The 18,595-nt window shown below is 60.4% G+C and carries 18 protein-coding genes; 7 read left to right on the top strand and 11 right to left on the bottom strand.

Features of this window, described 5'->3' with window-relative positions:
- Nucleotides 1–17 precede the first annotated feature (17 nt).
- Entirely contained in the window at nt 18–755 is a 738-nt protein-coding gene (locus AB4N64_RS26960) for a substrate-binding periplasmic protein (RefSeq protein WP_460120143.1), read from the bottom strand.
- A 254-nt stretch (nt 756–1,009) separates the two neighbouring features.
- On the opposite strand from AB4N64_RS26960, the gene AB4N64_RS26955 reads away from it, so the two are divergent.
- Complete coding sequence (locus tag AB4N64_RS26955) at nt 1,010–1,462, top strand: GNAT family N-acetyltransferase (RefSeq protein ID WP_460120141.1); 453 nt, start codon at nt 1,010–1,012, stop codon at nt 1,460–1,462.
- A gap of 92 nt (nt 1,463–1,554) precedes the next feature.
- Here AB4N64_RS26955 and AB4N64_RS26950 read toward each other — a convergent pair whose 3' ends face one another.
- Genes AB4N64_RS26950 through AB4N64_RS26940 form a run of 3 tightly spaced genes read right to left on the bottom strand, consistent with a single transcriptional unit; the run spans nt 1,555 to nt 4,528 of the window.
- Nucleotides 1,555–1,851 (bottom strand): winged helix-turn-helix domain-containing protein, encoded by a 297-nt coding sequence (locus AB4N64_RS26950; protein ID WP_427581334.1) that lies wholly within the window; start codon nt 1,849–1,851, stop codon nt 1,555–1,557.
- A 15-nt stretch (nt 1,852–1,866) separates the two neighbouring features.
- A complete protein-coding gene (locus tag AB4N64_RS26945; protein WP_460120139.1) occupies nt 1,867–2,358 on the bottom strand; it encodes a M48 metallopeptidase family protein in 492 nt (163 codons plus the stop codon).
- A 46-nt stretch (nt 2,359–2,404) separates the two neighbouring features.
- A complete protein-coding gene (locus AB4N64_RS26940) occupies nt 2,405–4,528 on the bottom strand; it encodes a putative bifunctional diguanylate cyclase/phosphodiesterase (protein WP_460120137.1) in 2,124 nt (707 codons plus the stop codon).
- Nucleotides 4,529–4,850: 322 nt separating this feature from the next.
- Between AB4N64_RS26940 and AB4N64_RS26935 the strand changes: the two genes are divergently transcribed.
- A complete protein-coding gene (locus AB4N64_RS26935; protein ID WP_460120135.1) occupies nt 4,851–5,519 on the top strand; it encodes a polysaccharide lyase family 7 protein in 669 nt (222 codons plus the stop codon).
- A gap of 58 nt (nt 5,520–5,577) precedes the next feature.
- On the opposite strand, the gene fba is transcribed toward AB4N64_RS26935, so the two are convergent.
- The 6 genes from fba to tkt all read right to left on the bottom strand — a co-directional run bounded on the left by fba (nt 5,578) and on the right by tkt (nt 11,918).
- Nucleotides 5,578–6,642, bottom strand: coding sequence for a class II fructose-bisphosphate aldolase (gene fba / locus AB4N64_RS26930; protein WP_007913760.1), 1,065 nt, complete (start codon nt 6,640–6,642; stop codon nt 5,578–5,580).
- Nucleotides 6,643–6,880: 238 nt separating this feature from the next.
- Complete coding sequence (locus AB4N64_RS26925; protein WP_460120134.1) at nt 6,881–7,213, bottom strand: MliC family protein; 333 nt, start codon at nt 7,211–7,213, stop codon at nt 6,881–6,883.
- A gap of 56 nt (nt 7,214–7,269) precedes the next feature.
- Nucleotides 7,270–7,491: a hypothetical protein gene (locus AB4N64_RS26920; RefSeq protein WP_460120132.1), complete on the bottom strand. Its 222-nt coding sequence runs from the start codon at nt 7,489–7,491 to the stop codon at nt 7,270–7,272.
- 34 nt (nt 7,492–7,525) lie between these two features.
- Nucleotides 7,526–8,689 (bottom strand): phosphoglycerate kinase, encoded by a 1,164-nt coding sequence (locus AB4N64_RS26915; protein ID WP_460120130.1) that lies wholly within the window; start codon nt 8,687–8,689, stop codon nt 7,526–7,528.
- Between the two features lie 12 nt (nt 8,690–8,701).
- A complete protein-coding gene (epd, locus tag AB4N64_RS26910; RefSeq protein WP_460120128.1) occupies nt 8,702–9,769 on the bottom strand; it encodes an erythrose-4-phosphate dehydrogenase in 1,068 nt (355 codons plus the stop codon).
- A 151-nt stretch (nt 9,770–9,920) separates the two neighbouring features.
- Nucleotides 9,921–11,918 (bottom strand): transketolase, encoded by a 1,998-nt coding sequence (gene tkt, locus AB4N64_RS26905; protein WP_460120126.1) that lies wholly within the window; start codon nt 11,916–11,918, stop codon nt 9,921–9,923.
- 259 nt (nt 11,919–12,177) lie between these two features.
- On the opposite strand from tkt, the gene AB4N64_RS26900 reads away from it, so the two are divergent.
- The 4 genes from AB4N64_RS26900 to AB4N64_RS26885 all read left to right on the top strand — a co-directional run bounded on the left by AB4N64_RS26900 (nt 12,178) and on the right by AB4N64_RS26885 (nt 16,725).
- Complete coding sequence (locus AB4N64_RS26900) at nt 12,178–13,173, top strand: ArsR/SmtB family transcription factor (protein ID WP_460120125.1); 996 nt, start codon at nt 12,178–12,180, stop codon at nt 13,171–13,173.
- Between the two features lie 18 nt (nt 13,174–13,191).
- Nucleotides 13,192–14,382 (top strand): methionine adenosyltransferase, encoded by a 1,191-nt coding sequence (gene metK / locus AB4N64_RS26895; protein ID WP_460120123.1) that lies wholly within the window; start codon nt 13,192–13,194, stop codon nt 14,380–14,382.
- 174 nt (nt 14,383–14,556) lie between these two features.
- Nucleotides 14,557–16,233 carry an NAD-dependent DNA ligase LigB gene (gene ligB, locus AB4N64_RS26890; RefSeq protein WP_460120121.1) on the top strand — a complete coding sequence of 559 codons (1,677 nt, stop codon included), beginning with the start codon at nt 14,557–14,559 and terminating at the stop codon, nt 16,231–16,233.
- Nucleotides 16,234–16,329: 96 nt separating this feature from the next.
- Entirely contained in the window at nt 16,330–16,725 is a 396-nt protein-coding gene (locus tag AB4N64_RS26885) for a DUF1090 domain-containing protein (RefSeq protein WP_460120119.1), read from the top strand.
- Between the two features lie 46 nt (nt 16,726–16,771).
- Here the strand turns inward: AB4N64_RS26885 and AB4N64_RS26880 are convergent, their stop codons facing one another.
- Nucleotides 16,772–17,221 (bottom strand): c-type cytochrome, encoded by a 450-nt coding sequence (locus AB4N64_RS26880; RefSeq protein ID WP_460120117.1) that lies wholly within the window; start codon nt 17,219–17,221, stop codon nt 16,772–16,774.
- A 128-nt stretch (nt 17,222–17,349) separates the two neighbouring features.
- Here AB4N64_RS26880 and mltA point away from each other — a divergent pair, with 128 nt between their 5' ends.
- A complete protein-coding gene (gene mltA / locus AB4N64_RS26875; protein ID WP_460120115.1) occupies nt 17,350–18,534 on the top strand; it encodes a murein transglycosylase A in 1,185 nt (394 codons plus the stop codon).
- Nucleotides 18,535–18,595: the final 61 nt, after the last annotated feature.

Raw genomic sequence — 18,595 nt, 5'->3', positions numbered from 1 at the left:
CAGCTTGAAGCTAATGCCTACATCCCATGCTGCTTCAACAACCGCGCATAACTGCCATCGGCCTTCATCCCGGCAATTGCGCGATCGAACCCGGCAACAATCTGCTCATGCTGGGGGTTTTTCAGGCTGACCAGAATGTGCAGGCTGTTTTCGCTCAGGGGCTTGGGCAGGAATTCCACGGCGTTGCGCACCTTGGCTGATTCGCGAGCCAGGTAGTAACGCGCAACGTATTCGTCCTCCAGAGTCAGCTTGACCCGGTCGGCGGCGACCATGCGCACCGCCATGGCAAAGCTGTGCACAGGGACTTTTTGCAGCGACGGATCGTTCTCGAACGCCGGCGAATAGGCATAACCGCGCACCACGGCAATCGGGTACATGTGCAGTTGTTGAAGGTTATCGAATTCGATCGGGGCATCCTTGCGCTTCAGGAAGCGCACGCGATTGATCAGGTATTCGGCGGAGAACTGCCCCAGCTTGGTGCGTTCCTCGGCGTACCAGGCATTCACCAGCACGTCGTAGCGCCCCTCTCCAATCCCCATCAGCGCACGCGCCCAGGGCACCTGCTCAAACTCGCTGGCGAAGCCGGCGCGGGCCAGCGCGGTGGCGACTATATCGGTGGCCAGTCCGCCGTTGACCAGCGTAGCGTCGGTAAAGGGTGGCCAGGTGTCGGCGACCAGTCGCAGCTTCTCAGCGGCCGCGTTTTGGGTCAGCAACAACCAAGCCATCAAGGCCCACGCTCGATTCAATCGCGGCATGCTCGAAAATCCTTAGCGGGCAGGTTGCCCACGTGTTTTCAACCAAAACTCGACGGTCCCTTACCGGCACACCAGGTACTAACCTTAGCTCATCGAAATCGCTGCACAGCTTCAATCCCAGATTACACAAAGAAGACAACTGCGCGCGAAATGAATGATGGCATTTTGGACTTTGTCACAGATTTCTCCGCCATACAGACATCCCTCTTCCAGACGCTTAGTATCGCAAGCACTGAGTGAAGGAAAACGCAAAGATGACAATCGATTGGGTCTGCAAACATCACAGCGATCTGGGCAAGGAGCAGCTGTACGCCATTTTGCAATTGCGCGCTGACGTGTTCGTGGTGGAACAGAAATGCCTGTATCAGGACATCGACGGCCAGGACCTGGAAGGGGACACCTTCCACCTGATGGCTTGGGACACAGATCGGCTGGCGGCCTACCTGCGCTTGCTCGACCCGCAACTACAGGGCGGCGATGTGGTCATCGGGCGGGTGATCACGGCGCCTGATTATCGCGGCCAGGGGCTGGGTCATGAGCTGATCGCCCAGGCCTTGAAACAGGCACAAAAGCACTGGCCGGATATGCCGATCTACCTGTCGGCCCAGGCGCATTTGCAGGGGTATTACGGGCGCTACGGGTTTGAGGTGGCGGGCGAGCAGTACCTGGAGGACGGGATTCCACACATAGGCATGCGGCGGTCCTGAGTAACATCTCGCGAGCAGGCTCCCACAAAGTACACGTCGCCCCTGTGGGAGCGGGCTTGCCCGCGATGGGGCCAGACCAGGCCCCACAACCATCACGGGTATTCCAACACCGCCTTGATCTGCCGCAGATTGCGCTCGATCCACCCCCGATCAATCGCCCCCCAATCGCGAATACGGTAGCGTCCGGCGTGGTTACGCGCGCCCTCTTCCTGCTCGAACTCGCACACAATGTCCAGGTCCGCCAACGCGGCGATGGTGTCCTGGGCCGTGCGCCGGGGCATGCCAGTCACGTCGGTCAGGGCCGGCACACTGCTGGCCAAACCGCTGTCGATCAGATACGCCACATACAGACGGCGATAGAAGCTGCTCTTGGTCTTGCTCACGTCCATCCCCACACCCCTTGGTTACTGCATTTCCCGCCACGTCAGGTACACCCGCAAGTCGAACTCGACCTGGTGGTACCCCGGCAACATGTGCTCGCACAACTTGTAGAACGCCTTGTTGTGATCCGACTCCTTGAAGTGCGCCAGCTCATGCACCACGATCATTTTGAGAAACTCGGCGGGCGCTTCCTTGAACAGTGAGGCGACGCGAATTTCCTTCTTGGCCTTGAGCTTGCCCCCCTGCACCCGGGAGATCGTGGTGTGCAGGCCCAACGCGCGGTGCGTCAGATCCAGGCGATTGTCGAACAGCACCTTGTCGATGGCCGGGGCATTACGCAGGTGGGCCTGCTTCAGGTCCAGGGCATAGGTGTACAGCGCCTTGTCGCTCTGCACATCATGCTTTTGCGGGTAACGCCGGCTCAGGTAGTCGCCCAGGCGATCCTCCGTGATCAGCTGGCGCACCTGCTCCTGCAACGCAGCAGGATAGGCCTGTAGGTACTTCAAGGGAGTCATCGCAGCGCAGGGTATCAATTACGGACAGGCCGCCAGTGTAGCGAATTCAGTCCGTCAGCGCGCTCCAGTCGAAGGGTTGCGCAAAGCCTGCGGCGTCCTCGGCGACCATCGGATGTGCCACCAGGAAACCTTGCACGTACTCGCAGCCATTGGCGCGCAGCCACTCATACTGCTCGACGGTTTCCACGCCTTCGGCGATCACCAGAATCCCGTATTCCCTGCACAGGCCGATCACATTGTGTACCAGTGCCGCATCTCGAGGTGAGCCAGGCAAGCGGGCGATCACGTGGCGGTCGAGCTTGAGTGTGTCCAGCTCCAGATCGCGCAGATGCGACAGCGAGCAAGGCCCGGAACCGAAGTCATCCAAAGCCACGCGCACCCCCAGGTTTCGCAGCAACCGCAGCTGCTTGCGCGTCTCCTCCGGGTTTTGCATCAGCGCCTCTTCAGTGACCTCGACCTCCAGATGGCGCGCCTGCAAATCATGACGCTCCAACACCAGGCGCAGCTCGGTCACCAGGTTGGGCATGCCGAACTGCGTGCTGCTCAAGCTGACGCCCAACACCAAATCCTCGCCGAACAGGGTTTCCCAGGCCTTACGTTGCCCGGCGCTACGCTCATAGATCCAGGTGCTCAGGCGGCTGATCAAACGTGCCTCCTCCAGCAAGGGCATGAACAGCCCAGGAGGTACGTCACCGACACTCGGGTGCTGCCAGCGCAGCAGCGCCTCGAAACCACGAATCCGTCCGCCCCCGATGGCCACCTGCGGCTGATACACCAGGTTGAAATCCCGGTTTTCGATGGCCGTGCGCACGCTTTCTTCGAGCATCAACCGTGAGCGCGCCCGGCCGTTCATGTCGTGGTCATAGAACCGATATTGCTGGCGACCTGCACGCTTGGCCTCGTACATGGCGATGTCGGCCGCTCGCAGCAAACCATCGAGGTTGGACCCGCAGTCCGGGAACGTGGCAATGCCAATACTGGCGCCCAGTGCGATGTCCAGGCCGTCGATCTGCTGACAGACGGACACACGCTCGATGATTTTCTCGGCAATCTTCGCCGCTTGCTCGGGAAACTCCAGGTCCAGCAGCGCCGTGAATTCGTCACCGCCCATGCGCGCAAGAATGTCGACAGGCCGCAAGCAGGTCTTCAGTTGCTCGGAAACCCAGCGCAGCGCCCGGTCGCCGGCGTCATGACCGAGGCAATCGTTGACCCGCTTGAAGCCATCGAGATCCAGGTACAACAAAACCCACGCACGCTCGGAGCGCTCGCCGCGCACCAGCAGGTTTTCCACCGTCTGGTAGAAACCCCGGCGATTGAGCAGGCCAGTCAACGGGTCGGTGACGGCCTGGAATTCCAGTTGCTGGTGCAGATGGCGCACCACCGACATGTCCAGCACCGTTACCACCATCGCGCGCTGTTCGGCCGGTAGCGGCGCACAAGACAACGCCACGGGCACCTGTTGCCCAGCGGCGGTACGCAGAGAGGCATCATGCAGGCGGAAGGTTTCGCCACGCTTATAACCGCAGAACAACTCGGAATCGGCCCAGACTGGAATGTGCGGTTTTTGCAGGTAATCAAGAAACTCCTTGCCTTGCAAATCCTGCTGCGTCGCATTGAGCAGCCGCGACATGGCCGGGTTGGCAAAGCGGATCATCCCGTCCTCATCAACCACCACAATGCCCTCGGCCGCGTTGTCCAGCACCGATGCATTGAACGCCCGCGCCGCTTCCAGATCATGGCTCAGGCGTTGCAACGCCCGGCGATTGCGCTGGTGCTCCAGCAAGGCCTGCACCTTGGGTTTGAGTATCTGGGGGTCGAAGGGTTTGAACAGGTAATCCACCGCACCGCTGGCGTAGCCCTTGATCACCGCATCCTTGGATTGCTCGTTGGCAGTGAGGAAAATGATCGGCGTCAGACGGGTTCGCTGGCTGCCGCGCATCAGGCGGGCGACCTCGAAACCATCCATACCCGGCATCTGCACATCCAGCAGCACCAGGTCGATATCGTGTTCAAGTAACAGACTGAGGGCTTCGAAACCGGAGGCAGCCGTAATGACCTGCCAATCCTGACGCTGCAACAACGCACGCATACTGACCAGGTTTTCCGGGTAATCATCGACGATCAAAAGGGTTGAGCTGCCTTCAACTGGCGTAGTTTGCGCGCATTCCATGCTGCTTCTCTTGTAGGGACGTCAGGCCGGTTTCTCGTGAAAATCGGACAGTACAATGCGTTCACTCTAGACCGGGAACCGCGAAAGCAGAAGCTGTCAGTACGCCATCATTTACCCACTGCATTCATTTACCGACTAACGGTAGCCTCTACAGCCCGCTAAATACGGGAAAGATGGCGTTTTAACAGGATTTTGACGCCATCCATTTGTCAGGCCAGCATTAACAAAAGAGTTCACTACTATTATAAAGGCCGCGCTCAAACGCCCGTGCTAGAGCTTCTGGCACGTGCGTACCGAAACCAGACACCGTGGAAGCTTCGCTATGATTGACCTTGCATCCTGGAATCTCAGTGTTCCTGTCGGCAGCCCGCCGTACACAGTTGAAACCCGAAAACTGGTGACAGGCTACAAGAATCAATACTTCCATTCCGACACGGGCACCCTCTTTTTCTGGTCGCCCGTCACGGGGACCCGGACGGAGAACGCCAAATTCCCGCGCACCGAACTGCGCGAAACCTACAGCAACGGCACCCTGAAAAACTGGTACTACCCCGATGCCGACAACTCCCTGCGTGCCACGCTGGCGGTCAACCAGGTGCCCAGTTCGGGGAAGATCGTCATCGGCCAGATTCATGCTTATCAAAGCCAAAAACCCATGGTCAAAGTCGAGTACCAATACAAGGACGCCACCAAGGCCGGCAACATCGTCGCCAAGGTACGCATGCGCCCCGATGATAGTGAAGGCAGGGTGATCACCATCGCCACCGGGGTGAAACTGGATCAGGAGTTTTCCTACCTCATTCACCTGAGCCCCGGCGGCGCCCTCGGCATCAGCGCGGCGGGCTACCAGTGGGATACCAAAATCAGCGCGACCTGGCGGGTAAAACCGCTGTACTTCAAGGCAGGCGTCTATGTGCAGGACAACACCGGCTACACGAGCGAAGGTGGCAAGGTGACTTTCAGCAAGCTGGACATCGATCACGACAAGTAAATTTGAGGCATAAAAAACCCGCATTTCTGCGGGTTTTTCATGAGCAGTCGCTGAAGGCTTAGTTGACCTTGGCGTTCAACTCACCTTTCAGATAACGCTGGTACATCGCTTCCAGCGAGATCGGCTTGATCTTCGAGGCATTGCCGGCGGTGCCGAACGCTTCGTAACGTGCGATGCACACGTCGCGCATGGCGGTCACGGTGGCGCCGAAGAACTTACGCGGATCGAACTCGCTCGGGTTGGTGGCCATCAGGCGACGCATCGCACCGGTGGACGCCAGGCGCAGGTCAGTGTCGATGTTGACCTTGCGCACGCCGTACTTGATGCCTTCGACGATTTCTTCAACCGGCACGCCGTAGGTCTCTTTGATGTCGCCGCCGTACTGGTTGATGATCGCCAGCCACTCTTGCGGAACCGAAGACGAACCGTGCATCACCAGGTGAGTGTTCGGAATGCGCTTGTGGATTTCCTTGATGCGGTCGATCGCCAGCACGTCACCGGTAGGCGGCTTGGTGAACTTGTAGGCGCCGTGGCTGGTGCCGATGGCGATGGCCAGGGCGTCGACCTGGGTGCGCTTGACGAAGTCGGCCGCTTCTTCCGGGTCGGTCAGCATCTGGCTGTGATCCAGAACACCTTCGGCACCGATGCCGTCTTCTTCACCGGCCATGCCGGTTTCCAGGGAACCCAGGCAACCCAGTTCGCCTTCTACCGAAACGCCGCAGGCATGGGCCATGGCAACGGTTTGCTGGGTAACACGTACGTTGTAGTCGTAATCGGTCGGGGTCTTGCCGTCTTCGCCCAGGGAACCGTCCATCATCACCGAGCTGAAGCCCAACTGAATGGAGCGCTGGCAGACGTCAGGGCTGGTGCCGTGGTCCTGGTGCATGCACACCGGGATGTGCGGGAATTCTTCGATTGCCGCCAGGATCAGGTGACGCAGAAACGGCGCACCGGCGTATTTGCGAGCACCGGCCGAAGCCTGGACGATCACCGGAGAGTCAGTCTTGTCAGCGGCTTCCATGATGGCGCGCATCTGCTCAAGGTTGTTGACGTTGAAGGCTGGAACGCCGTAGCCGAACTCGGCTGCGTGGTCCAGCATCTGGCGCATGCTGATAAGTGCCATTGTGTCTCTCTCTCCCGGTTTGGGTCGTTAATCGTGCCAGCCTGCCGGAGCGGCGGCGGCTATTCAAGTTTTTGCAGATCGGGGGTTGGCCGGTCTGGTGCAACGCAAATTCAATGAAACCCTGTAGGAGCGAGCATGCTCGCGATGGAAGACCTGTCACCGCGGGGTGTCAGGCAGCCAACGTTATCGTTGACGACCATCGCGAGCATGCTCGCTCCTACAGGTATGGCGCAGGGCCTTATTGCGCCTTGCAACCACGGCCAATCAAATCATTGGTGGCGACCCAGTAAACCAGGCCTTCCTCACCTTTCATGTGAAACGCCAGCATGTCGTTGCTGTACAGTACACCCGACGCACCCGGCTCTTCCTTCAGGCGATACACCTGATCGGCACCGCCGAGGCGCACATCGACGGCCTTGCGGCTGTCGTCAGTGAAACGCCAGAGCACCTGGGCCTGGCTGTCACAGGTCCAGGTGGTCCAGTTGCCCGCAGGTTCGGCGCTCTTGAACAGGTCAAAATTCGAGCAGCCCGCCAGCAGTGCCAGCGCCGTAATGGCGATAAAACCTTTCATCCGTGTTCCTCGACCAACGGCACACGCCGCCAGCCCCGAGTAAGGAATCAGACCCGTCAAGGGCAACCACGTTCCTTGGCGGGGGTCTGAGTTTCGTATTTGTCCAGGCCATCAGGCCCGGAACGCTTGTTGAGCACCGGGTTGGTTTCCGCCTGCCAGTCAGCCTGGTAGCAGCCCTTGTCCACCGCTTGCGGTGCGGGTTCGGGCGCAGCCTTGGGGTTACTCCCGCACGCCGCCAGCGAACCTGCAACCATCAACAGCGCAAGCAACCTGACCATGTGAACACTCCCTTGCCTGGTCAACTCAATGACCTCAGGCCTTGGCACGGCTTTCCAGGACTTCGACCGCCGGCAGCACTTTGCCTTCGACGAACTCGAGGAACGCACCACCACCGGTGGAAATGTAGGAAATCTGCTGGGCAACGCCATACTTGTCGATGGCCGCCAGTGTGTCACCGCCACCCGCGATGGAGAATGCCGCGCTGTCCGCGATGGCCTGGGCCAGCACCTTGGTACCGTTGCCGAACTGGTCGAACTCGAACACGCCAACCGGACCGTTCCACAAAATGGTCCTGGACGATTTCAGCAGCTCAGCGAAATTTGCCGCCGTCTGCGGACCGATATCCAGGATCATGTCATCGGCCGCCACGTCGGCGATCAGCTTGACGGTGGCCGTAGCGCTTTCAGCGAATTCCTTGGCAACCACGACATCCACCGGCAACGGCACACTGACCTTGGCCGCGATGGCGCGGGCAGTGTCCAGCAGGTCCGGCTCGTACAGGGACTTGCCGACCGGGTGACCGGCAGCCGCCAGGAACGTGTTGGCGATGCCGCCACCGACGATCAACTGGTCGCAAATCTGGCTCAAGCTGTTGAGTACGTCGAGCTTGGTCGAGACCTTGGAGCCGGCAACGATCGCGGCCATTGGCTTGGCGGGAGCGCCCAGCGCCTTGCCCAGGGCATCCAGCTCAGCGGCCAGCAACGGACCTGCAGCGGCAACCTTGGCGAACTTGGCCACGCCGTGGGTCGAGCCCTCGGCACGGTGAGCGGTGCCGAAGGCGTCCATCACAAAAACGTCGCACAGGGCAGCGTATTGCTGGGCAAGCTCGTCGGCGTTCTTTTTCTCGCCCTTGTTGAAGCGCACGTTTTCGAACAGCACGATGTCGCCGGCCTTGACGTCCACGCCGCCCAGGTAATCGGCCACCAGCGGCACGTCACGACCCAGCGCGCGGCTCAGGTAGTCAGCGACAGGCTTGAGGCTGTTTTCGGCCGAGAACTCGCCTTCGGTCGGACGGCCAAGGTGCGAGCAGACCATCACCGCCGCGCCTTTTTCCAGGGCCAGCTTGATGGTCGGCAGCGAAGCCAGGATTCGCGCATCGCTGGTGACTACACCGTCCTTGACTGGGACGTTGAGGTCTTCGCGGATCAGTACGCGCTTACCTTGCAGATCGAGGTCGGTCATCTTCAACACGGTCATGGGTCGCATTTCCTACTGGTTTGCAGAGCAGTGTTTTGGAGCGCCGGCTGTCTGCAGATAATGCTCTGCAACATCCAGCATTCGGTTGGCAAAACCCCATTCGTTGTCGAACCAGGCCAGGATGTTCACCAGCCGTGGGCCGGAAACGCGGGTCTGACTGGCATCGACGATCGCCGAATGTGGGTCATGGTTAAAATCACAACTGGCGTGAGGCAACTCGGTGTAGGCCAGGAGGCCCTTGAGGGGGCCGCTGGTGGCGGCCTCGCGCAGTATCCGGTTGACCTCGTCGGCGTCGGTGTCGCTGACGGTCTGCATCGTGATATCCAGGCACGATACATTCACCGTCGGTACGCGTACGGCTTTGGCCTGAATTCGCCCGGCAAGTTCCGGCAGCAGGCGCTCAATGCCTCGTGCCAGACCAGTGGACACCGGGATCACCGACTGGAACGCCGAGCGGGTGCGACGCAGGTCTTCGTGGTGATAGGCGTCGATGACGGGTTGATCGTTCATCGCCGAGTGAATGGTGGTGATCGACACGTACTCCAGACCAATGGCCTGGTCCAGCAACCGCAACAGCGGCACGCCGCAATTGGTGGTGCAGGATGCGTTGGATACCAGCAGCTCTTGCCCGGTCAGGCAATCCTGGTTCACCCCGTAGACGATGGTGGCGTCGACATCCGTCTCACTGGCCATCGGTTGGGAAAACAGCACACGAGGCGCGCCGGCGTCCAGGAAACGCTGGCCATCCTCGCGGGAGTTGTAAGCGCCGGAGCACTCCAGCACCAGATCGACGCCCAACGACGCCCAATCGATCCCTTCGGGGGTGGCACTGCGCAGGACCTTCACGCAGTCGCCATTGATATGCAGACAATCGCCATCGACCTTCACCTCGCCGGGAAAACGCCCGTGAGTGGAATCGAAGCGTGTCAGGTATTCGATGCTGGCCATGTCGGCCAGATCGTTGATCGCGACAATCTCGAACCCAGCCTTCTCGCCTCGTTCGAACAACGCACGCAAGACGCAACGACCAATCCGGCCGTAGCCGTTGAGTGCAACTTTGTAGGGACGCGGTTGAGGCATGGGGTTCTCGATTACCGTGGTGAATCCGTCAGTACTGTGGTGCCTGACCGATCGCTATCGCGGGCAAGCCCGCTCCTACAGGTCCTGTGTAATCCCCTGTAGGAGCGGGCTTGCCCGCGACGGCGCCAGTTCAGGCACCACACTTTCTGGATCAGTCTTCCAGCAGCTCTTCAGCCTGACCCAGGATGTTGTCCAGGGTGAAACCGAACTCTTCGAACAACGCCGAAGCAGGAGCCGACTCGCCGTAGGTGGTCATGCCGATGACGCGACCTTCCAGGCCCACGTACTTGTACCAGAAGTCCGCGTGAGCAGCTTCGATGGCGATACGGGCACCCACCTGCAACGGCAGGACTGCTTGCTTGTAGCTGGCGTCCTGGGCATCGAACACGCTGGTGCAAGGCATGGAAACCACACGCACCTTGCGGCCTTGCTCAGTCAGTTTGTCACAGGCCTGAACGGCCAGGCCGACTTCGGAACCGGTGGCGATCAGGATCAGCTCCGGCTCGCCGGCGCAGTCCTTGAGCACATAACCACCACGGGCGATATCGGCGATCTGGCCGGCATCACGGGGTTGGTGTTGCAGGTTCTGACGCGAGAAGATCAGCGCCGACGGGCCATCCTTGCGCTCCAGCGCAGACTTCCAGCTCACCGCCGATTCAACGGCGTCGGCTGGACGCCAGGTGTCCAGGTTAGGCGTGCTGCGCAGGCTCGTCAGTTGCTCGATCGGCTGGTGCGTCGGGCCGTCTTCGCCCAGGCCGATGGAGTCGTGGGTGTAGACGTGGATCACACGCTGCTTCATCAGCGCCGACATGCGCACCGCGTTACGGGCGTATTCCATGAACATCAGGAAAGTCGCGCCGTAAGGCACCAGGCCACCGTGAAGGGCAACGCCGTTCATGATCGCGGTCATGCCGAACTCACGAACGCCGTAATACATGTAGTTGCCGCTCGCGTCTTCTGCGGTGACACCTTTGCAACCTTTCCACAGGGTCAGGTTGGAACCGGCCAGGTCGGCCGAGCCGCCCAGGAATTCAGGCAGCAGCGGGCCGAAGGCGTTCAGGGTGTTCTGGCTGGCCTTGCGGCTGGCGATGGTTTCGCCCTTGGCGGCCACTTCCGCGATGTAGGCATCGGCCTTGTCGCTGAAATCAGCCGGCAGCTCGCCGCTCAGGCGACGAATCAGCTCATTGGCTTCGGTCGGGAAAGCAGCGGAATAGGCAGCAAAACGCTGATCCCACTCGGCTTCGGCAGCGCGGCCGGCTTCCTTGGCGTCCCACTCGGCATAGATGTCGGCCGGGATTTCGAAAGGACCGTGATTCCACTTCAGCGCCGCACGGGTCAAGGCGATTTCCGCGTCACCCAGCGGAGCACCGTGGCAGTCTTCCTTGCCTTGCTTGTTCGGCGAACCGAAACCGATGGTGGTCTTGCAGCAGATCAGCGTTGGCTGTGCACTTTTACGCGCCGTCTCGATGGCAGTCTTGATCTCTTCAGGATCGTGACCGTCGACATTGCGGATCACCTGCCAGTTGTAGGCCTCAAAGCGCTTGGGTGTGTCGTCGGTGAACCAGCCTTCGACTTCGCCGTCGATGGAAATACCGTTGTCATCGTAGAAGGCAATCAGCTTGCCGAGGCCCAGTGTGCCGGCCAGCGATCCAACTTCATGGGAAATGCCTTCCATCATGCAGCCATCACCCAGGAACACGTAGGTATGGTGATCGACAATGTTATGGCCGGGACGGTTGAACTGCGCCGCCAACACTTTTTCCGCCAGGGCAAAACCCACTGCGTTGGCCAGACCCTGACCCAGTGGACCGGTGGTGGTCTCGACGCCTGGGGTGTAGCCCAGCTCGGGGTGACCCGGAGTGCGGCTGTGCAATTGACGGAAGTTTTTCAGGTCTTCGATCGACAGGTCATAGCCAGTCAGGTGCAGCAGCGAGTAGATCAGCATCGAACCGTGACCGTTGGACAGCACGAAGCGGTCACGGTCGGCGAACGATGGATTGCTCGGGTTGTGCTTCAGGTAGTCACGCCACAGTACTTCGGCGATATCCGCCATACCCATCGGGGCACCGGGATGGCCGCTGTTGGCTTTTTGCACGGCATCCATGCTGAGGGCACGAATGGCGTTGGCACGCTCACGACGGCTGGGCATCGCTGATCTCCTAGGGTTTGAATAAAACGAAACGGAAAAAAGGCGAGCATTTTCCCTCACCGACCCGCTTGGGGCAATGACAGATAAGCATCCGGGCGTGTTTTTCCACCGGATAAATTCTCATTCGCCTGGTGAAACCTTTCCGCTGACCATTTGTAGAGTGAGGGCCAGCCGGAGAAGTGCCATCTATCGAGCAATATCAAAACTTTTTGATATTGCTCTTGCGACACTTACTTACCGTCACTAGACTGCTGGCCCTATGAACTTGCGCGTGCCTTCCATTCAACATGACGATTGCGACGAACTGGCCGCCCTGTGCAAGGCCGGCGGCGATCCGCTGCGTTTGAATGTACTGCGCGCGCTCGCCAACGATTCGTTTGGCGTACTGGAGTTGGCACAGATCTTCGGCATCGGCCAGTCGGGCATGAGCCATCACCTCAAGGTGTTGGCCCAGGCTGGTCTGGTGGCAACTCGCCGCGAGGGCAACGCGATCTTCTATCGCCGCGCCCTGCCGCATACCGAGCAATTGGGCGGCAAGCTGCACGCCGCGCTGCTCGACGAAGTGGATATCCTGACCCTGCCTGCCGACGTGCAGTCACGGATCGGTCAGGTCCATGGCCAGCGAGCAGCGGCCAGTCAGGATTTTTTCGCTCGGGTGGCGGAGAAGTTTCGCGCCCAGCAGGATTTGATTGCCGGCTTGCCACAGTACCGCGAAAGCGTTGTGGCCCTGCTCGACAAGCTGAGCTTCAACGAAGGCGCCACCGCCATCGAAGTCGGTCCCGGCGACGGCGCTTTCCTGCCGGAACTGGCGCGCCGCTTCAATCATGTGACGGCTTTGGACAACAGCCCGGCCATGCTCGAGCTGGCACGCCAGGTGTGTGAACGTGAAACGCTGGCTAACGTCAGCTTGCAACTGGCCGATGCACTGACAGGCGTCAGCCTGCAGGCCGATTGCGTGGTACTGAACATGGTGCTGCACCACTTTGCCGCACCGGCCGATGCGCTCAAGCACATGGCTGGCCTGCTGCAACCCGGTGGTAGCCTGCTCGTGACAGAGTTATGCAGCCACAACCAGAGTTGGGCCAGGGAGGCCTGCGGTGATCTTTGGTTGGGGTTTGAACAGGACGACTTGGCCCGTTGGGCCACCGCTGCGGGACTCGTTCCCGGGGAAAGCCTCTATGTAGGCTTACGTAATGGTTTCCAGATTCAGGTCCGCCATTTTCAGCGGCCAACTGGCGACACTCACCATCGGTAAATTCAGGAAAACATCGAGATGAGCGAATACTCCCTCTTCACCTCCGAGTCCGTGTCCGAAGGGCATCCGGATAAAATCGCCGACCAGATTTCCGATGCTGTGCTGGACGCCATCATTGCTGAAGACAAGTTCGCCCGCGTAGCGTGCGAGACGCTGGTAAAAACCGGCGTGGCGATCATCGCAGGCGAAGTCACCACCTCGGCCTGGGTCGACCTGGAACAGATCGTTCGCGATGTGATTTGCGATATCGGCTACACCAGCTCCGACGTCGGCTTCGACGGCGCCACTTGCGGCGTGATGAACATCATCGGCAAGCAGTCCCCAGACATCAACCAGGGTGTAGACCGCGCCAAGCCTGAAGATCAGGGCGCCGGTGACCAGGGTCTGATGTTCGGCTATGCCAGCAACGAAACCGACGTGCTGATGCCAGCACCGATCACCTTCTCGCACCAACTGGTGCAGCGTCAGGCCGAAGCCCGTAAATCCGGCCTGCTGCCTTGGCTGCGCCCGGACGCCAAGTCGCAAGTGACTTGCCGTTACGAAGGCGGCAAGGTTGTCGGTATCGACGCCGTGGTTCTGTCGACCCAGCACAACCCTGAAGTGTCGTACAAGGACCTGCGCGAAGGCGTGATGGAACTGATCGTCAAGCACGTGCTGCCTGCCGAGCTGCTGACCAAGGACACCCAGTTCCACATCAACCCGACTGGCCAGTTCATCATCGGTGGCCCGGTGGGCGACTGCGGCCTGACCGGTCGCAAGATCATCGTCGACAGCTACGGCGGCATGGCCCGTCACGGCGGTGGCGCGTTCTCCGGCAAGGACCCATCGAAGGTTGACCGTTCGGCAGCCTACGCGGGTCGTTACGTGGCGAAAAACATCGTGGCAGCCGGCCTGGCCGAGCGTTGCGAGATCCAGGTTTCCTACGCGATCGGTGTGGCTCAGCCAACCTCGATCTCGCTGAACACCTTCGGCACCGGCAAAATCAGCGATGACAAAATCATCAAGCTGGTTCGTGAAGTGTTCGACCTGCGCCCTTACGCAATCACCACCATGCTCGACCTGCTGCACCCGATGTACCAGGACACCGCGGCATACGGCCACTTCGGCCGCACCCCGGCGACCAAGACCGTGGGCGAAGACACCTTCACCACCTTCACCTGGGAAAAAACCGACCGCGCCGACGACCTGCGTTCGGCTGCCGGCCTGTAAGACCTTCCCGGCGATATCAAAAGCCCCGCACGGTTCGCCGTGCGGGGCTTTTTCATTCCAGAACTGCAGGAGCGAGCAGTGCCGGCGAATGAAACACCAGGCAAAACACCCACCGTCCCCTGCCAAATTTCCTGACTAACCTTCAAGCATCCCCATCGAGCAAGGATGCTCAAGATGCTTCTACGACTGCTCCGCGCCTTCATCCTGCCGCTGCTTTGCACAACGACCCACGCGGCCGATTGCCCGGACCGGCCAATCGCTCGGGGCCTCAGCGAAATCACCGCCCTGCAAAAACAGATCGACACGTGGGACGCCAGCTACCACCGCGACGGCCATTCGATGGTGGCCGACGAACTCTACGATCAAGCCCGCTCGCGCCTGACCGAATGGCGTGAGTGTTTTGCCGCCGGCCCCGCACCACAACCGTTACGCACCGCCGGCGGCAAGCTCGCCCACCCGATCGCCCATACCGGCCTGGAAAAACTCCACGATGCTCGAGAGGTCGAGGATTGGCTGCGCGACCGCAAGGACATCTGGATACAACCCAAGGTGGATGGAGTGGCTGTGACCCTGATCTACCGAAAAGGCGCACTGCATCAGGTAATCAGTCGTGGCGACGGCCAGAGCGGGCAGGACTGGACGCTTGCGGCACGAAAAATCCCCGCCATCCCCAGCCAACTGACACAGCCGCTGGATGTGCTGGTGCAAGGCGAGCTCTATTGGCGCCTGACCAACCATGTCCAAGCCAGTGCAGGCAGCCTCTTTGCCCGCAGTACCGTGGCGGGCCTGATGGCCCGCAAGGCCCTCGCACCTGGACAAGCCACCAATATCGGGCTGTTTGTGTGGGACTGGCCCAAAGGCCCCGTCGACTTGCCCTCGCGCATCGACGCAATCGATCGACTGGGTTTCCCTGGCACGGCATCTTACAGCCAGCCCGTCCGGTCATTCGCCGATGCCGAGCACTGGCGCGATCACTGGTATCGCTCGCCTCTGCCCTTTGCCAGTGACGGTGTGGTTTTACGCCAGAGCCGTCGTCCCTCGGCCGAGCGCTGGCAAGCGACACCGCCTTACTGGGCCGTCGCGTGGAAGTACCCCTTCGCCCAGGCGCTGGCCGAAGTGCGAAAAGTCGAGTTCAAGGTCGGCCGTACCGGGAAAATCACGCCGGTGCTGGTAATCAAACCGGTGATGCTCGATGACCGGCAGATCAAGCGGGTGAGCGTCAGCTCCCTGCGACGCTGGCAAGAACTGGATATCCGTCCCGGGGACCGGGTGTCCATCAGCCTGGCCGGGCTCACCATCCCAAGGCTGGACGGCGTGGTACTGCGTGCGGTCGAGCGCATGGTGTTGGACGTACCGCTGAGCGCCGATTTTCATCCGCTGAGTTGCTGGCAACCGGCGCCAGGGTGCGAGAGCCAGTTTCTCGCTCGGCTGGCCTGGCTCAGTGGCAAGCAGGGACTGGACTTGCCCCATGTCGGCCCCGGCACCTGGGAGAAACTTTTCGAAACGGGTCAACTCGGCGGCCTGCTGGATTGGTTGACCCTCGACCCTCAGGAGCTTGCTACCATTGATGGCTTCGGCGAGCGCCAAACGGCTCGTCTTTTAAACAGTTTCAAGAGTGCCCGCCAGCGTCCTTTTTTGCGCTGGCTCAAAGCCCTGGGATTACCGCCGACCGGCCAGGCACGACTTGCTGATTCATGGCAGGCGTTGGCTCAACGAAACACCGCACAATGGCAGGCCGAGGCCGGTATAGGCCCGGGACGCGCGGCGCAGTTAAACGCCTTTTTTCGCGACCCGCAGGTGCTGGCCTTGAGCGAGACATTGCGCGCGGCAGGGATCGACGGTTTCCATTGACCGCGATAGCTCGCCCCTACCGGGAACCCAACGTTACCGGTGGGCTCAAAGGCCCATCGCCGCATCGACTGATTGCATATTGCACATGGAGCTTTTATGAAATTTCTTTCACCGCTCGCCTTGTTGACCCTTTGTGGCGTGATGGCGGCTCCACTGATGGCCGCCGAACAAGCACCGGACCTGACCGGTTGCGCCGCCAAGAAACAGAACATCGTCAACCAGCTCGAACTGGCGAAAAGCCAGGGCAATACCGATCAACAGGCGGGCCTCGAAAAGGCCCTGAGTGAAGTCACCACCCATTGCACCGATACCTCCCTGAAAAAAGAACGGGAGAACAAGGTGCTGGACGCACGGCACGAAGTCAGCAAGCGTCAGGCGGACCTCGAAAAAGCCATGAAGAAGGGTGATCCCGAGAAGATCAACAAGCGCAAGGACAAGCTGGCAGAGTCCCGCAAGGAACTGCAGGACGCACTGGATGAACTGGACAAATGAGATGGCGAGTGACGGCATTCGTCGCAGGTGTCACTCGCATCGCATGTCAATGATCGCGGAATTCCTTATGGCACGCACTGCAGGCATCTTCGACTTTCTGCACCGCCGGGCCAAGGTTACTGGCCTTGTAAGGCTGGACTTTACTGGCAACCACCAATTCACCGGTGGCCGTCTCAAGGGTGCGGGCCATTTCCTGGAAGCGTGCCTGTTTCTGCCAGACATCATCCTTGGCGCTGGTGTGATCTTCTTCGCGCACCTGCGGGAAATGCTTCCACGGCTCGTGGGACAACGCATCGAGCTTCACGGCGCCTTCGGCGAACTTGGCGCCGTCGAATGCAATACGCCCGCGCAACATGCCGCCCAGGTCTTCAACGGTCTTGAGCATCTGTTTGAAGATCGCCTTACGCTGACCCAGCGGCGAATTCGGGTCGACGCCTCCGCACGCGGACAACGTCAGGCAGGCCAGCAATACAACGCAAATTTTTTTAAAAGTCATGGTGGCTTCAGGTCGCTGAAAACGGCGGCCAGTATCCTCGCGTCACCGTCAAACACCAATACCCCTATTAACAATAAGGGTTGCCTGAGCGTGCGAAGCGCCCGGGCAACTGCTTCAGGAATGATTTCATGAACAGCCGTTTCAAGGCATGGCGAGCCCACCTCGCGTGGACACTGCCGATGGTCGCCGTACTCGCGGGCTGCACCGGCGGGGATAACAAACAGCCGAAGACCCACGCCCTGGCCACATACGCCAGCGCCTCTTGGGAAGCCCTGCCCGCCGTCACCGATGACGATCTGATCGCGGGTTTCGGTTCATGGCGCAGCGCCTGCACCCGACTCAAGGCCGATGCGGTCTGGGGCTCGACCTGCGCCGCTGCCGCCAACGTGCCACAAACCGCCAACGATATTCGCGGCTTTCTCAAGCAACACCTCGACGTCTACGGCCTGCGCGCCGCCAATGACAATCCCAACGGCCTGATCACCGGCTACTACGAACCGGTCTACCCCGGCAGCCTGACCCAGACGTCGGCGGCGAACATCCCGGTGTACGGCGTGCCCGAGGACATGATCATCGTCGCGCTCGACAGCCTGTATCCGGAGCTCAAGGGCAAACGCCTGCGCGGCAGACTCGAAGGCCGCGTGCTCAAGCCATACGATGATGCGGCCACGATTGAAAGCAAAGGGGTCAAGGCGCCAGTGGTGGCGTGGCTGACCGATCCGATGAACCTGCAATTCCTGCAAATCCAGGGTTCAGGCCGCGTCCAGCTTGACGACGGTCGCCAGCTCCGAATTGCCTATGCCGATCAGAATGGTCATCCCTATCGACCGATCGGCCGCTGGCTGGTGGAACAGGGCGAACTGAAAAAAGAAGACGTGACCATGGGCGCGATCAGCGCCTGGGCAAAGGCCAATCCACAACGCATTCCCGAACTGCTCGGCAGCAACCCCAGCTACGTATTCTTCACTCGCAACCCGGACAGCAACGAGGGCCCTCGCGGCTCGCTGAACGTTCCGCTCACCGCAGGCTACAGCGCAGCCGTTGACCGCAAAGTGATTCCACTGGGTAGCCTGATGTGGTTATCCACCACCAAACCCGACGGCACCTCGCTGGTTCGCCCAGTGGCGGCACAGGACACCGGTGGTGCAATTACCGGCGAGGTCCGGGCAGACCTGTTCTGGGGCACCGGTGAGGCAGCCGGACAACTGGCGGGCGACATGAAACAACAAGGGCAGATCTGGATGCTTTGGCCCAAAGGCGCGGCATTGCCCCAGGTGCCGCAGGTGGCGGACGAGGTCAAGGCCAAGCCTTGAATCTTCGCGGGCTAGCCCCATACGGGTACTGGATCCACCGGACCCGTGTGGGAGCGAGCCT

This window comes from Pseudomonas sp. S2_C03 (assembly GCF_054668405.1).
The sequence above is the reverse complement of the archived record's forward strand: the minus strand, read 5'-3'. Positions and strand labels throughout refer to the sequence as shown.

Bases quoted from the DNA above. Each gene is read 5' to 3' on its own strand.
- AB4N64_RS26915 (WP_460120130.1), bottom strand. From the start codon at position 8,689: ATGACCGTGTTGAAGATGACCGACCTCGATCTGCAAGGTAAGCGCGTA.
- AB4N64_RS26885 (WP_460120119.1), top strand. From the start codon at position 16,330: ATGAAATTTCTTTCACCGCTCGCCTTGTTGACCCTTTGTGGCGTGATG.
- mltA (WP_460120115.1), top strand. From the start codon at position 17,350: ATGAACAGCCGTTTCAAGGCATGGCGAGCCCACCTCGCGTGGACACTG.
- metK (WP_460120123.1), top strand. From the start codon at position 13,192: ATGAGCGAATACTCCCTCTTCACCTCCGAGTCCGTGTCCGAAGGGCAT.
- AB4N64_RS26880 (WP_460120117.1), bottom strand. From the start codon at position 17,221: ATGACTTTTAAAAAAATTTGCGTTGTATTGCTGGCCTGCCTGACGTTG.
- tkt (WP_460120126.1), bottom strand. From the start codon at position 11,918: ATGCCCAGCCGTCGTGAGCGTGCCAACGCCATTCGTGCCCTCAGCATG.
- AB4N64_RS26925 (WP_460120134.1), bottom strand. From the start codon at position 7,213: ATGAAAGGTTTTATCGCCATTACGGCGCTGGCACTGCTGGCGGGCTGC.
- AB4N64_RS26955 (WP_460120141.1), top strand. From the start codon at position 1,010: ATGACAATCGATTGGGTCTGCAAACATCACAGCGATCTGGGCAAGGAG.
- AB4N64_RS26940 (WP_460120137.1), bottom strand. From the start codon at position 4,528: ATGGAATGCGCGCAAACTACGCCAGTTGAAGGCAGCTCAACCCTTTTG.
- AB4N64_RS26960 (WP_460120143.1), bottom strand. From the start codon at position 755: ATGCCGCGATTGAATCGAGCGTGGGCCTTGATGGCTTGGTTGTTGCTG.
- fba (WP_007913760.1), bottom strand. From the start codon at position 6,642: ATGGCACTTATCAGCATGCGCCAGATGCTGGACCACGCAGCCGAGTTC.
- AB4N64_RS26920 (WP_460120132.1), bottom strand. From the start codon at position 7,491: ATGGTCAGGTTGCTTGCGCTGTTGATGGTTGCAGGTTCGCTGGCGGCG.
- AB4N64_RS26900 (WP_460120125.1), top strand. From the start codon at position 12,178: ATGAACTTGCGCGTGCCTTCCATTCAACATGACGATTGCGACGAACTG.
- AB4N64_RS26935 (WP_460120135.1), top strand. From the start codon at position 4,851: ATGATTGACCTTGCATCCTGGAATCTCAGTGTTCCTGTCGGCAGCCCG.
- ligB (WP_460120121.1), top strand. From the start codon at position 14,557: ATGCTTCTACGACTGCTCCGCGCCTTCATCCTGCCGCTGCTTTGCACA.
- AB4N64_RS26945 (WP_460120139.1), bottom strand. From the start codon at position 2,358: ATGACTCCCTTGAAGTACCTACAGGCCTATCCTGCTGCGTTGCAGGAG.
- epd (WP_460120128.1), bottom strand. From the start codon at position 9,769: ATGCCTCAACCGCGTCCCTACAAAGTTGCACTCAACGGCTACGGCCGG.
- AB4N64_RS26950 (WP_427581334.1), bottom strand. From the start codon at position 1,851: ATGGACGTGAGCAAGACCAAGAGCAGCTTCTATCGCCGTCTGTATGTG.